Source organism: Halomonas maura (assembly GCF_030409305.1).
GTDB classification, from domain to species: Bacteria; Pseudomonadota; Gammaproteobacteria; order Pseudomonadales; family Halomonadaceae; genus Halomonas; species Halomonas maura.
Genome location: NZ_JAUFPQ010000016.1, coordinates 77,346 through 90,544, shown reverse-complemented (window position 1 = coordinate 90,544; position 13,199 = coordinate 77,346). Strand labels below are relative to the sequence as shown.

At 70.2% G+C, this 13,199-nt stretch carries 13 protein-coding genes; 8 read left to right on the top strand and 5 right to left on the bottom strand.

The features are described from left to right. Window positions 1-4 precede the first annotated feature (4 nt). Together nth and QWY76_RS09650 are read left to right on the top strand one after the other, a co-directional pair. Window positions 5-640, top strand: a complete 636-nt coding sequence (nth, locus tag QWY76_RS09655) for an endonuclease III (protein ID WP_290310960.1) — start codon at window positions 5-7, stop codon at window positions 638-640. Between the two features lie 49 nt (window positions 641-689). Beyond that, entirely contained in the window at window positions 690-1,439 is a 750-nt protein-coding gene (locus QWY76_RS09650) for a YdcF family protein (RefSeq protein ID WP_290310959.1), read from the top strand. 195 nt (window positions 1,440-1,634) lie between these two features. Here the strand turns inward: QWY76_RS09650 and QWY76_RS09645 are convergent, their stop codons facing one another. Beyond that, complete coding sequence (locus tag QWY76_RS09645) at window positions 1,635-2,318, bottom strand: glutathione S-transferase family protein (protein WP_290310958.1); 684 nt, start codon at window positions 2,316-2,318, stop codon at window positions 1,635-1,637. A 270-nt stretch (window positions 2,319-2,588) separates the two neighbouring features. Between QWY76_RS09645 and QWY76_RS09640 the strand changes: the two genes are divergently transcribed. The 4 genes from QWY76_RS09640 to QWY76_RS09625 are packed head-to-tail and all read left to right on the top strand — an operon-like array spanning window position 2,589 to window position 7,996. Beyond that, window positions 2,589-2,960 carry a response regulator transcription factor gene (locus QWY76_RS09640; RefSeq protein ID WP_290310957.1) on the top strand — a complete coding sequence of 124 codons (372 nt, stop codon included), beginning with the start codon at window positions 2,589-2,591 and terminating at the stop codon, window positions 2,958-2,960. Further along, entirely contained in the window at window positions 2,960-5,032 is a 2,073-nt protein-coding gene (locus QWY76_RS09635; RefSeq protein WP_290310956.1) for a 3'-5' exonuclease, read from the top strand. Before QWY76_RS09640 ends, QWY76_RS09635 begins: the two co-directional genes overlap by 1 nt. Further along, window positions 5,029-5,223, top strand: coding sequence for a hypothetical protein (locus tag QWY76_RS09630; RefSeq protein ID WP_290310955.1), 195 nt, complete (start codon window positions 5,029-5,031; stop codon window positions 5,221-5,223). Before QWY76_RS09635 ends, QWY76_RS09630 begins: the two co-directional genes overlap by 4 nt. A gap of 7 nt (window positions 5,224-5,230) precedes the next feature. Continuing rightward, a complete protein-coding gene (locus QWY76_RS09625; RefSeq protein WP_290310953.1) occupies window positions 5,231-7,996 on the top strand; it encodes a sensor histidine kinase in 2,766 nt (921 codons plus the stop codon). Here QWY76_RS09625 and QWY76_RS09620 read toward each other — a convergent pair. The 3 genes from QWY76_RS09620 to QWY76_RS09610 form a co-directional block, all read right to left on the bottom strand. Continuing rightward, on the bottom strand, window positions 7,956-9,086 hold the full coding sequence (locus QWY76_RS09620) for a DUF294 nucleotidyltransferase-like domain-containing protein (RefSeq protein ID WP_290310951.1): 1,131 nt from the start codon (window positions 9,084-9,086) through the stop codon (window positions 7,956-7,958). The genes QWY76_RS09625 and QWY76_RS09620 overlap by 41 nt on opposite strands. A gap of 141 nt (window positions 9,087-9,227) precedes the next feature. Further along, window positions 9,228-9,524 (bottom strand): HlyU family transcriptional regulator, encoded by a 297-nt coding sequence (locus QWY76_RS09615; protein WP_290310950.1) that lies wholly within the window; start codon window positions 9,522-9,524, stop codon window positions 9,228-9,230. 49 nt (window positions 9,525-9,573) lie between these two features. Next, window positions 9,574-10,794, bottom strand: a complete 1,221-nt coding sequence (locus QWY76_RS09610) for an argininosuccinate synthase (protein ID WP_290310949.1) — start codon at window positions 10,792-10,794, stop codon at window positions 9,574-9,576. Window positions 10,795-10,940: 146 nt separating this feature from the next. On the opposite strand from QWY76_RS09610, the gene rnt reads away from it, so the two are divergent. Further along, window positions 10,941-11,606: a ribonuclease T gene (gene rnt / locus QWY76_RS09605; RefSeq protein WP_290310948.1), complete on the top strand. Its 666-nt coding sequence runs from the start codon at window positions 10,941-10,943 to the stop codon at window positions 11,604-11,606. Window positions 11,607-11,744: 138 nt separating this feature from the next. Here rnt and QWY76_RS09600 read toward each other — a convergent pair whose 3' ends face one another. Continuing rightward, a complete protein-coding gene (locus tag QWY76_RS09600) occupies window positions 11,745-12,089 on the bottom strand; it encodes a Grx4 family monothiol glutaredoxin (protein ID WP_290310947.1) in 345 nt (114 codons plus the stop codon). A gap of 160 nt (window positions 12,090-12,249) precedes the next feature. On the opposite strand from QWY76_RS09600, the gene argF reads away from it, so the two are divergent. Then, the gene (gene argF / locus QWY76_RS09595) at window positions 12,250-13,170 is read left to right on the top strand and encodes an ornithine carbamoyltransferase (RefSeq protein WP_290310946.1); all 921 of its coding nucleotides are present in this window, start codon (window positions 12,250-12,252) and stop codon (window positions 13,168-13,170) included. Window positions 13,171-13,199 lie beyond the last annotated feature (29 nt).

The following is a 13,199-nucleotide window of genomic DNA, read 5'->3' as shown; positions in this document are numbered from 1 at the left end:
CACCATGAACGCCCAGAAACGTCACGAGATCTTCGCCCGGCTCCGCGACCACAACCCCGAGCCGACCACCGAGCTCCACTGGTCGACCCCCTTCGAGCTGCTCGCCGCCGTGCTGCTCTCGGCCCAGGCCACCGATGTGGGGGTCAACAAGGCCACCGCCCGGCTGTTTCCGGTGGCCAACACCCCGGCCGCGATCCTGGCGCTCGGCCTGGACGGCCTCAAGGAGCACATCAAGACCATCGGCCTGTACAACACCAAGGCCGAGAACCTGATGAAGACCTGCCGCCTCCTCGAGGAGCAGCACGGCGGCGAGGTGCCGCGCACCCGTGCGGCCCTGGAGGCGCTGCCCGGGGTCGGCCGCAAGACCGCCAACGTCATCCTCAACACCGCCTTCGGCGAGCCGACCATCGCCGTGGACACCCATATCTTCCGGGTCTCGAACCGCACCGGCCTGGCCAAGGGCAAGGACGTGGTCGAGGTGGAGCGCAAGCTGATGCGCCACGTGCCCCGGGAGTTTCGCCAGGATGCCCACCACTGGCTGATCCTCCACGGCCGCTACACCTGCCTGGCGCGCCGCCCCCGCTGCGGCAGCTGCGTGATCGAGGATCTCTGCGAGTACCCGGACAAGGTCGACATCTAGGCCGGGCTGGACGAGGCTTCAGGAAGCCCCCCGCATCCGAGGTGACCGCATGGCTCTGCTGGAAACCCTGCTGCTCCCCCCCACGGTCAATGCCCTGCTGACCCTGGTCGGCGGCCTGCTGTGGCCCCGGCACCACCTGCTCGGCGGCCTGGCGGTGGTGCTGGGCCTCGGTGGCCTGATGCTGCTGGCCACCCCCGTCGCGAGCCATACGCTGCGCCAGGACCTCGAGCCACCGGCACTGCGGACGGCGGAGGAGCTGCGAGGCGCCGAGGCCATCGTGATCCTCGGCGGCGGACGCGACCAAGACTCGCCGGAGTTCGGCTGGGGCGATGCCCCGTCCAACGCCAGCTGGCGGCGGCTCGCCTACGGCGCCTACCTGCATCGCCAGACGGAGCTGCCGATCCTGGTCAGCGGTGGCCGCCTCAACGACGAGCCCAGCGCCGAGGCGAGCCTGATGGCCGCGGCCCTCGAGGAGGTCTTCGAGGTGCCGGTCCGCTGGTACGAGGGCCGCAGCCGCACCACCGCGGAGAACGCCCGCTACAGCGCCGAGCTGCTCGGCGAGGAGGGCATCCGGCGCGTCGCCCTGGTCTCCCAGGCCTGGCACCTGCCCCGGGCGAGAGTGGCCTTCGAGCGCGCCGGCCTCGAGGTCATCGCCGCCCCCACCGAGTTCGCCAGTGCACCGCCCGAGGGGCTCGCCGCCTGGCGGCCCAGCGCCTATCACCTCCACCAGAGCAGCCGCGCCCTGCGCGAATGGCTGGGCCGCGCCGCGCGGCGGCTGCAGGCGCGACTGCCCCGCTAGTCGCCGCCGACCAGGGAAGCTCTGATTGATGTCGCGAGCGATGAGAGGCTGGTCGCCACCGGAACGGAAACACCGGAGTTTACACGGCAGTAAATGAGGATGTTGAGTACCGCCGGCGGCCAGGATAGCTAGGTTCGTTCCCTACGAACCTCCGCATTTCCCACGTCCCTGTGGGTCATCGAGCGCAGCAATCAATCAGTGGTTTCCTAGGGAGAACTCCCCGCCCCGTTCGATGGCCCGCCGATAGGCCGGCCGCTCGCGGCAGCGGGCCAGGAAGCCCCGCAGGTTGGGCGCCGCGTCGAGCCCGCCGCGCCCCTCCAGGGCCAGCACCGGGAAGCTCATCTGGATATCGGCCGCCGAGAAGGCCTCGCCGGCGAACCAGGCCGAGCGTCCCAGCTCGGCCTCCCACAGCGCCATCAGGCCGCGCAACTGGGGCGCCAGGAAGCCTCGCTCCACGCCCTTGGCGAACTGTCGTCCCAGCGGGCGCATCAGCGCCGGGACCGGCGGCTTCGACAGGCGCGAGAAGACCAGCCGCATCACCAGGGGCGGCATCGCCGTCCCCTCGGCATGGTGCAGCCAGAACCGATAGCGCTCCCGCTCGTCCGTGCCGGGCGCCGGCGACAGCGAGCCCTGCGGGTCGAGGCGCTCGAGGAGGTATTCGAGAATGGCCCCGGACTCGGCGACCGCGCGGCCGTCGCGGCCCTCGTCGGTGATCACCGGCGACTTGCCCAGAGGATGCACGGCCTTGAGCGCCTCCGGCGCCAGCAGGGTCTCGGGGTCGCGCCGATAGGTGGCCAGCTCATAGTCGGCGCCCAGTTCCTCCAGCAGCCAGAGCACGCGCTGGGAGCGGGAATTCTCCAGGTGATGCACGCGGATCATGATCGACCTCCTTGACGATGGAACCGCCAGTCTAGCGGCTTGGGCCAAGGTCGTCTTTGCTGGCCCGGGGGCGGTCACTAGACTTACGGAAACGCTGATTTATTGCTGCGCTCGATATCCTGGCCGCCGGCGGTACTCAACACCCTCATTTACCGCCATGTAAACTCCGGTGTTTCCGTTCCGGCAGCGTCCAGCCTCTCATCGCTCGCGAGATCAATCAGCGCTTCCTGAGCGCAACGCCATATAACGAGCCGTCACGAGGAGAGCGCCATGGCCAAGGTGCTGGTGGTGGACGACGAGCCCAACATCGTCCTGTCACTCGAATTCCTGATGCAGCAGGCCGGCTTCGAGGTGACCACCGCCGGCGACGGCGAGGCCGCGCTGGACTGCGTCGCCGCCGCCCCCCCGGACCTGCTGCTGCTGGACATCAGCCTGCCGGGCATCAGCGGCTTCGACGTGCTCGAACGCCTGCGCGCCGACCCGGCACTGGCCCGGCTGCCGATTATCATGCTGACCGCCCACGGCCGCGAGGTGGAACGCGAGAAGGGGCTGGCGCTGGGCGCCGATGACTACATCACCAAGCCCTTCTCCACCCAGGCGCTGGTCGAGAAGGTCAAGGCGCTGCTCGACGAGGCCCGCTGATGGCCCGGCGCAACCCCGGCATCCCCCGCCGCCAGACCCTGGTCGGGCTGTGGCTGCTGCTCAGCGGCATCAGCCTGCTGGGCGGGGCCATCTTCGCCCTGTGGCTCGATGGCCTCTTCCAGCCTCGAGGGCTGGCCCGCTGGGTGCTGTGGCTGGGCTGTTTCTCCGGCGGCGGCACCATCTTCCTGGTCGGCCTGCTGCTGGAGCGCCAGCTGTTTGCCCCACTGCGCCACCTGCAGGTGCAACTGGCGCGCATGGTGGCCAACCCCGATGCCCGTGACGACTACCCGCCCGAGGGCTGGCTGCGCGGCCTGGGCCCCGACCTGGTACGCATCCGCGACGCCTGGCGCAGCGATCGCGGCCGACTCGCCACCGCCCACGCCGACGGCGCGCGCAGTGCCGCCCGCATCCGCCAGGAACTGGAGGCCCTGCTGCAGGTCCTCGACACGCCCCTTCTGCTGTGCGACCGGCATCGCCGGCTGCTGCTCTACAACCAGGCCGCCGAGCGCCTGTTCGAGGATCACCCGGGGCTGGGACTGGGCAAGCGCCTGGAGACCCTGCTGCCGGTGGCCAGCCTGCACGATGCCCTGGGCCAGCTGCCCGAGGACGGCAGCCCCCGGGAGCTGCTGGTGCCCAGCGGCGAGCGCTGGCTGCGCGCGGGCCTGCGACGGGTGCCCGGTAGCGAGGGCGAGGCCCTGCTGACGCTGGCCGACACCACCGCGGCCTGGTCCAGCGAGCTGGGCGCCCGGGCGGAGCTCGCCGAGCTGCTGCCCATGCTGCGTCGCCACGGCGCCAGCCTGAGCACCGCCGCCGATGCCCTGGGCCAGCTGCCGCGAGCGGACGCCGACGCCGATGCCCTGCGCCAACGCCTGGAGGCGGTGATCGACGAGGAGGGCCGGGCCCTGGCCGACCGCCTCGCCCGCCTGGGCGAGGTGGTCGACGACATGCAGCGCCATGGCGAGCGACTGGCCCCGCTGTGGTCCAACGATCTCTGGGCCGCCCTCGCCGAACGCCTCCCCGACACGGCGCCGCGCGTCACGCCGGTGGGCATGCCGGCCTGGTTGAAGGGCGATGCCCCGGCGCTGCTGGTGGTGCTGACCGCCCTGCTGGAACGCCTCGCCGAGCATACCGGCCAGACGGCCTTCGACGGCGAGGTGTGCCTGGGCAACCGCCGCGTCTACCTGGACCTGCGCTGGCGCGGCGCACCACTGCCCGAGCAGCGCATCGATGCCTGGCGGCAGTGGCGGCTGGAGAGCCTGCCGATGACGCCGACGGTCGGCGAGGTGCTCCGCCAGCACGACAGCGATGCCTGGAGCCTGGCGGACCCGGATGGCGAGCATGCCCGGTTGCGCCTGCCGCTGCCGGCCCTGGAGCGGGTCGGGGCGCCCCGCCCGCGCACCCCGCCACGCCCCGAGTTCCACGACTTCGGCATCGCCGAGCTGCCGGCGCCGGAGGCCGAGCTCGCCGCCTGCCCCCTGCGCGCCCTGGAGATCGTCGCCTTCGATACCGAGACCACCGGGCTGGAGCTGCGCCGCGGTGACCGGGTGATCAGCATCGGGGCCTGCCGCATCGTCAACGCCCGGCTGCTGGCCAGCGAGACCTTCGATATCCGCGTCGACCCGGGCCGGCCCATCCCGCCGGCCAGTACCGCCATCCACGGCCTCAGCGACGAGGACGTGGCCGGCGCACCGCCCCCCGCCGTGGCCCTGCCGCGCTTCCGCGACTATATCGGCGAGGCGATCATCCTCGCCCACAACGCGGCCTTCGACCTGCTGGCCATCCAGCCGCCCGATGGCGGGGTGACCTTCGACATGCCGGTGCTCGACACCCTGCTGATCTCCCGGGCGCTGGACGCCGGCCTCGACGGCCACGACCTCGACTCCCTGGCCGAGCGCTACGACCTGCGCTTCCCGCCGGGCAGCCGTCACACCGCCCTGGGGGATGCCCGGGTCACCGCCGAGCTGTGGCTGGCCCTGCTGCCGCGGCTCGAGGCCCGGGGCATCGAGACCCTGGAGGCGCTGCTGGCCCTGCAGGCCAGCGCCTTCGACCGGGAGGATGCCAGCGCCTCATGATCTCGCCGCGCCGCAAGGAACGTCTCATCGCCCTGGTCGTGCTGGCCACGGCCCTGTTCACCCCGCCGCTGTTGCTGGTGGCCGATCGCGCCGGCGGCAGCCCGTCCTGGCTGCCGGTCTACCTGTTCGTCGCCTGGGGACTGGTGATCGGCCTGATGGCCTGGCTGATGGAAGGCGGGCGCGGGGAGTGACGGGCCCATGAGAGACGAACTGACGGTACTGACCATCGCCTTCGGCTACCTGGCGCTGCTCTTCGTCATCGCCGCCTGGGGCGACCGGCGCGCCGAACAGGGCCGCTCGCTGATCGGCTCGCCCACCGTCTATGCGCTGTCCATCGCCGTCTACTGCACCGCCTGGACCTTCTACGGCAGCGTCGGCCGCGCCGCCCAGACCGGCCCCAGCTTCCTGCTGATCTACCTCGGCCCGACGCTGGCCATGCTGCTGGCGCCCTTCGTGATTCGCAAGATGGTGAGGATCGCCAGCGCCCAGCGCATCACCTCCATCGCCGACTTCATCAGCGCCCGCTATGGCAAGAGCGCCGGGCTGGGCGCCCTGGTGGCGCTGATCGCGCTGATCGGCATCACCCCCTACATCGCCCTGCAGCTCAAGGCCATCACCCTGAGCTACGCCACCCTGGTCGACTATCCCCAGGAAACCGCCCGGCGCCTCGACGAGGCGAGCTTCCTGGCCGACAAGTCGTTCTGGGTCGCCCTGGTGCTGGCGGTATTCATCATCCTCTTCGGCACCCGGCACCTGGATGCCAGCGAGCGCCACGAGGGCATGGTCGCCGCCATCGCCTTCGAGTCGCTGGTCAAGCTGGCGGCCTTCCTGTCGGTGGGCGTCTTCACGGTCTTCGTGCTCTACCAGGGCCCCGCCGACCTGTTCGCCCGGGTGGCCGCCACCCCGGCCCTCGAGCAGGCGCTGAGCCTGACGGCGGTGCCGGGTGGCACGCTCGGCTGGGTCGGCATGCTGGTGCTGGCCTTCCTGGCCTTCCTGACCCTGCCCCGGCAGTTCCAGGTGCTGGTGGTGGAGAACGTCGACGAGCGGCACATCCAGCGCGCCGCCTGGCTGTTTCCCCTCTACCTGCTGGTGATCAACCTCTTCGTGATCCCCATCGCCCTGGCCGGGCTGCTGGGCGACGCCGGCAGCGACCCGGACGGCTTCGTGCTGACCCTGCCCCTGGCCGCGGGCGGCGAGGGCCTGCCGGTGCTGGTGTTCATCGGCGGCCTGTCGGCGGCGACCGGCATGATGATCGTCGAGACCATCGCGCTGTCCACCATGGTCAGCAACCAGTTGGTGATGCCGCTGCTGCTGCGCTCGAAGCGCCTGCCGCAGAGCAGCCGGGGGGCGCTGGCCGGCTGGGTGCTGGGCATCCGCCGGGTGGCGATCTTCGGCATCCTGCTGCTGGGCTACAGCTACCACGCGCTGATCGGCGACGCCTACAGCCTGGTCACCATCGGCCTGGTGTCCTTCGCCGCGGCCGCGCAGTTCGCCCCGGCGCTGCTGATCGGCATGTACTGGCGCGGCGCCAACCGGCTGGGCGCCGGGCTGGGCATGAGCGCGGGCTTTCTGGTCTGGGCCTGGACCCTGCTGATTCCGGGATTCGCCCAGTCGGGCTGGCTGGATGCCGGCTTCCTGGCCCAGGGTCCCTTCGGGCTCGGCTGGCTGCGGCCCTATGCGCTGTTCGGCCTCGAGGGCTGGGACATCTACACCCATTCGCTGCTATGGAGCCTGGCCGCCAACGTCGGCCTGCTGGTGGGCGTCTCGCTGTTCGCCCGGCAATCGCCCCTCGAGCAGACCCAGGCCGCGCTGTTCACCGAGGCCCTGCATCCGCGCCTCGACCAGGCCTCGCTGTGGCAGGGGCAGATCCCGCGCGGGGAGCTGCGGGCCCTGCTCGACCGCTACCTGGGGGCCGCCGCCACGGCCCGGGTCTTCGGCGACACCACCGCCGAGGACGACGACCAGCCGGCGCCCGCCGCCCTGATCGCCCGGGCGGAGCAGGCGCTGGCCGGCGCCCTGGGCAACGCCTCGGCCCGGGTGTTGATCGATTCGGTGGTGCGCGGCGAGGCCCTCGACCTCGAGGCCATCCTCAGCATCCTCGACACCACCTCCGAGACCCTGGAGATGAACCGCCGGCTCGAGCAGAAGTCCCGGGAGCTCGAGCGCATCGGCCGCGAGCTGCGCGACGCCAACGAGCGCCTGCGCGAGCTGGACCGGCTCAAGGACGAGTTCGTGGCCATGGTCAGCCACGAGCTGAGAACGCCGCTGACCTCGATCCGCGCCTTCGCCGAGATCCTGCGCGACAACCGCGAGCTGCCCGACGACAAGCGCGCGCACTTCCTCGACGTGGTGGTACGCGAGAGCCAGAGGCTGTCACGGCTGATCGAGGAGATCCTCGACCTGGCCCGGCTGGAGAGCGGCCGGCTGACCCTGCATCCGCAGCGCCTGGACCTGGTCGCCCTGGCCCGCCACAGCCTGGAGGCGATCCAGCGGCCCCTGGAGGAGCGCGGTGTGGCCCTGGAGGTGGCCATCGAGGTCGAGACCGCGCCGGTGATCGGCGACCCGGACCGTCTCGAGCAGGTGATCATCAACCTGCTCGACAATGCCGGCAAGTTCGCCGCCGACGAGGCGCCCCGGGTGCGCCTGCAGCTGGCCCGCCACAAGCGCGGCTACCGCCTCGCCGTGGAGGACAACGGCCCCGGCATCGCCGAGGCCGAGCGCGAGCGGGTGTTCGAGAAGTTCCACCAGATCCAGCGCGAGGACGACGGCGACGTCCGCGGCCGGCCGCGCGGCAGCGGGCTCGGCCTGCCCATCAGTCGGGGCATCGTCGCCCACCTGGGGGGCCGGCTTTGGGTCGAGGCCGCACCGACACTGGGCGGCGCCTGCTTGGTGATGGAGCTGCCGGAAGCCCCCGAGGAAAGCCCTACGACGACGCCTGCGCCCGCCGTACCAGCCGCCGAATGACGGCCAGGTCGTGACGCAGCATCAGCCGCTGGTCCTCGCCCAGGCCGTCGAGGCCCACCCAGCCGTCCACCGCGCGTCCCTCGCGGCGCGCCTCGCGCTGGGCCTCCAGCAGCAGCGCCTGGAGACGTCCCAGGGAGCGCATCGCCTCGGCGGCCTCGGTGGCGGCGAGCGCGCCCTCGGCCACCAGGGCGGCGAGGCGATCACGCGTCGCCACGGCCCGCAGGCCATGGCGCAGCGCCAGCAGGCGTACGGCCCCCACCAGCGGCATCAGCCCACCGAGCTTCAGGTCCACGGCCCCATCGTGGGGCGCCTCCTTGCCGCCACCGGCCAGCCGCCCGAAGCGGTCCAACGCCACCGGCGACTCGTCGAGCAGCGCGGCCATCTCGTCGAGGAACAGCGACGCCGCCGGCACGTGCCGGGCGACGCTGTCGGCCAGCGCCTCGGCCAGCGCCGTCGCGCCATAGACCGGATGGAAGTCGAGCAGGATATTGGCCTGCTGCACCCGCTTGACCCGGCGCTCGGCGGTCCAGATGGCGAGCTGGGCATCCCACTCCCCCAGGCGCTTGCGCCACATCGGCCAGCGGGCCATCACATGCCCCGGGCACAGCGGGATCCCCGCGGCATCGAGCCGCGAGGTGAAGCGCTCGCCCAGGGACTGGAAGAAGGCGTCGATCTCGCCATGGCGGGCATCCGCATAGTCGGCGATCAACATGGCGTTGTCCTGGTCGGGCCGCAGCAGGCTCTCGTGGCGCGCCGCCGAGCCCAGGGTCAGCACGCAGAAGGCCACCGGGGGCTCCCCCCAGCCCTGGCCTCGCATCTCGTTGAGGGCGAGCTCGATGGCATGGCGATAGAGGCCATCGTTGTGGTCGCTGATCAGCTGGGCGATCCGCCAGGCCGGCAGCTCCAGCCGGGACAGGGCATCCACCAGCTCGGCCTGCCAGGTATGGGACGCGGCCAGCGTGGGCTCGGGCCCGAGCCGGGCCAGGGAGTCGCGCAGCGGGGCCAGCAACGCCGTCAGGCGGTCATCGAGCGGGGCCGCCTGGCCGGCAAGCAGGCCCCGCCAGGGGGAGGCACGGTGGAGCAGGCGCATGGGGACTCCGGCAAGCATTCCGCTTCAGGGTAGCAGCCCCGCCGGGACGCTCCCCGGCCCAGGGGCGCCGCCAACAGCAACGGCGCCACGCAGGCGCCGTCGGTCGGTCCCTCTTGATCTGGTCCGGTCTGGCCGAGGAGCTCAGTGCTCGTCGAAGAGGGCGTCGCCCATCTCGTCGATGAACCGCTCCGCCTTGCTGACCATCAGGGTATCGCAGGCCTCGCGGCCGGCGACCACGTCGGAGCGCTCGAAGCGATGCTCGAGCATCTCGCCGTCGTCGCCCCGGGGCTTGCGGATCCAGCCGCTGACGCGGAACTGGCCGCCCATGTCCTCGGCCTGGGGAACGATCAGATAGCCCTTGTAGGCCACCGGCTCGCCCTCGGCGGCGGCGGCCGCCTCGCCCTGGCCGAACAGGCCGGATAGCAGCTTCTTGAACATCGTGGGCCCTCCCGAGCCAAGGGCGCCGGCCGGGCCGGCGCCCCGGCAATCAGTCCTGCTGGCGACCCTTGCCCGCCGCGATGCGCAGCCGCAGGGCGTTGAGCTTGATGAAGCCCTCGGCATCCTTCTGGTCGTAGGCGCCGGCATCGTCCTCGAAGGTGGCGATGGACTCGTCGAACAGCGAGGCATCGGACTTGCGGCCGGCCACGCTGGCGTTGCCCTTGTAAAGCTTCATGCGCACCACCCCGGAGACGTTCTTCTGGGTCTCGTCGATGGCGGCCTGCAGGGCGCGACGCTCCGGGCTCCACCAGTAGCCGTTGTAGATCACCTCGGCGTACTTGGGCATCAGCTGGTCCTTGAGGTGGGCCTCCTCGCGGTCCAGGGTCAGGGACTCGATGGCACGGTGGGCGCGCAGCATGATGGTGCCCCCCGGCGTCTCGTAGCAGCCGCGGGACTTCATGCCCACATAGCGGTTCTCGACGATGTCGAGACGGCCGATGCCGTTGTCGCCGCCCAGCTGGTTGAGCTTGGAGATCACCTCGTGGGGCCGCATCGGCACGCCGTCGATGGCCACGATGTCACCCTGGTCGTAGGTCAGCTCGACGTAGGTGGGGGTGTCCGGGGCGGCCTCCGGGGAGACGCTCCAGCGCCACATGTCTTCCTCGGCCTCGGTCCAGGGGTCCTCGAGGTTGCCGCCCTCGTAGGAGATGTGCAGCAGGTTGGCGTCCATGGAGTACGGCGACTTCTTCTTCTGGCTGGTGAAGTCCACCGGGATATCGTGCTGCTGGCAGTAGGCCATCAGCTTCTCGCGGGAGTTCAGGTCCCACTCCCGCCACGGCGCGATCACCTTGACGCCCGGCTTCAGCGCGTAGGCGCCCAGCTCGAAGCGTACCTGGTCGTTGCCCTTGCCGGTGGCGCCGTGGGAGATGGCGTCGGCGCCGGTCTGGTTGGCGATCTCGATCAGGCGCTTGGCGATCAGCGGCCGCGCGATGGAGGTACCGAGCAGGTACTCGCCCTCGTAGATGGTGTTGGCGCGGAACATCGGGTAGACGTAGTCGCGGGCGAACTCCTCGCGCAGATCCTCGATGTAGATCTCCTTGACGCCCAGGGCCTCGGCCTTGGCACGAGCCGGCTCGACTTCCTCGCCCTGGCCGATGTCGGCGGTGAAGGTCACCACTTCGCAGTCGTAGGTTTCCTGCAACCATTTGACGATGACGGATGTGTCCAGGCCGCCGGAATAGGCGAGCACGACCTTCTTGACATCGGACATGCTGGGGCTCCTTCTAGGTGAACGACGTAAAGGCCCGATTATAGCGCGCCAGGCCCACCGCGAATACCGGCGACGGGACGCCCCGGGCCCGAGCTGGTAGACTCTCGCGTTTCGAGATATTCCATCGGCCCAACAAGGAGAGGTGCATGAGCGAGGTGGTCGCCCGTGAACTCATGGCACAGCGATTCCGCAGCTTTTTGCCCGTGGTGGTGGACCTGGAGACCGGCGGCTTCAATCCCCAGCGCGATGCCCTGCTGGAGATCGCCGCCGTGACCCTGACCATGGACCCCGAAGGCAACCTCATGCCGGATGCCACCTATGCCTGTCATGTCACGCCCTTCGAGGGGGCCAACATCGAGCAGTCTGCGCTGGACTTCACCGGCATCCGCCTCGACGACCCCCTGCGTCGGCAGGTGGCGGTCAGCGAGGCCGAGGCGCTGGGCGAGGTGTTCCGTCCGGTACGCAAGGCGATCAAGGCCAACGGCTGCACGCGAGCGGTGCTGGTGGGCCACAACGCCGCCTTCGACCACGGCTTCCTGAATGCCGCGGTAGAGCGCTGCGGCATCAAGCGCAATCCCTTCCATCCCTTCTCGAGCTTCGACACCGCCTCGCTCGCCGGCCTGGTCTATGGCCAGACCGTGCTGGCCCGGGCCTGCCGGGCCGCGGGCATCGAGTTCGACAACACCGCGGCCCACTCGGCCCGCTACGACACCGAGCGTACCGCCGAGCTGTTCTGCGCCATGGTCAACCGCTACAAGGACCTGGGCGGCTGGCGGCTGGCGCAGCGCGAACAGGGCATCGAAGAGACGTAAGCTGGAAGCTCGAAGCTGGAAACGCCGTATATCGACCCTCTCCCCTCAAACAACAAACCCTCCGAGGCATCACCTCGGAGGGTTTTCTTACCGCTTCAAGCTTAAGACTTACCGCTCCGGGCGCAGCCCGGTCAGGCTTCAGCCCTGCGGCTGATCGTCCTGGTGCTTGGCGGCGGTATCCTTGATCAGGGTCTCCAGCTCGCCGTTCTGGTACATCTCGACGACGATGTCGCAGCCACCGACCAGCTCGCCCTCGACCCACAGCTGCGGGAAGGTCGGCCAGTTGGCCACCTTGGGCAGCTCGGCGCGGATGTCCGGGTTGTCCAGCACGTTGACGAAGGCGAAGCGCTCGCCGCAGGCCATCAGGGCCTGGACGGTCTGGGCGGAGAAACCGCACTGGGGCAGCTGGGGGGTGCCCTTCATGTAGATCAGGATCGGGTTCTCGCTGATCTGGCGCTGGATGTTCTCGACGGTGTTACTCATGTGCACTCCCTCTGGATCGCGTGGTGACCAGGGCGCTGCCGGGCAATACCCGAGTGCGTTGGTCGGCCTTGATGATAGGCCCATTGTACGGATGCCGGGCGCATTGCGCATCCCCCCGTAGCTGGCTAGGATGGTCGTTTTTTCCCCGTGGAGTGACGCCATGGCGACCCGCCATTTCTTGACCCTGCTCGACCTGAGTCCGGATGAACTTCGCCACCTGATCCAGCGAGGCATCGCGATCAAGAACGGCCTGAAGACCCACGGCCCGACCTATACGCCGTTCGCCAACCGCACCCTGGCGATGATCTTCGAGAAGTCCTCGACGCGCACCCGGGTCTCCTTCGAGACCGCCATGGCGCAGTTCGGCGGCCATGCGCTCTTCCTGTCGCCCCGTGACACCCAGCTCGGTCGCGGCGAGCCCATCGCCGACACCGCCCGGGTGCTCGCCGAGATGGTCGACGCGGTGATGATCCGCACCTTCTCCCACCAGGGCCTGGAGACCTATGCGGCCGCCAGCGAGGTCCCGGTGATCAACGCCCTCACCGACGACTACCACCCCTGCCAGCTGCTCGCCGACGTCATGACCTGGACCGAGCTGCGCGGCAGCGTCCGGGGCCGCACCGCGGTGTGGATCGGCGACGGCAACAACATGTGCCACTCCTGGATCAACGCCGCCCGCCAGTTCGATTTCCAGCTGCGCATCTGCTGCCCCGAGGGCTACGAGCCGCGTCAGGATATCCTCGACGCCGCCGGCGACCGGGTCACCCTGTTGCACGATCCCCAGCAGGCGGTGGTCGATGCCGACCTGGTCACCACCGATGTCTGGGCCTCCATGGGCCAGGAAGAGGAACAGGCCAGGCGCGAGGCGGACTTCGCCGGCTTCCAGGTCAGCGAGGCGCTGCTCGACCGCGCCGCCGACGACGTGATCTTCCTGCATTGCCTGCCGGCCCACCGCGGCGAGGAGATCAGCGAGACCCTGCTCGACGACCCGCGCGCCGTGGTCTGGCAGGAGGCCGGCAACCGGCTGCATGCCCAGAAGGCCCTGCTGGAATTCCTGCTGCTGGGCCGCGTGGACAGCTGATCCGGCCGTCACCCGCCCCTGACGCCCCG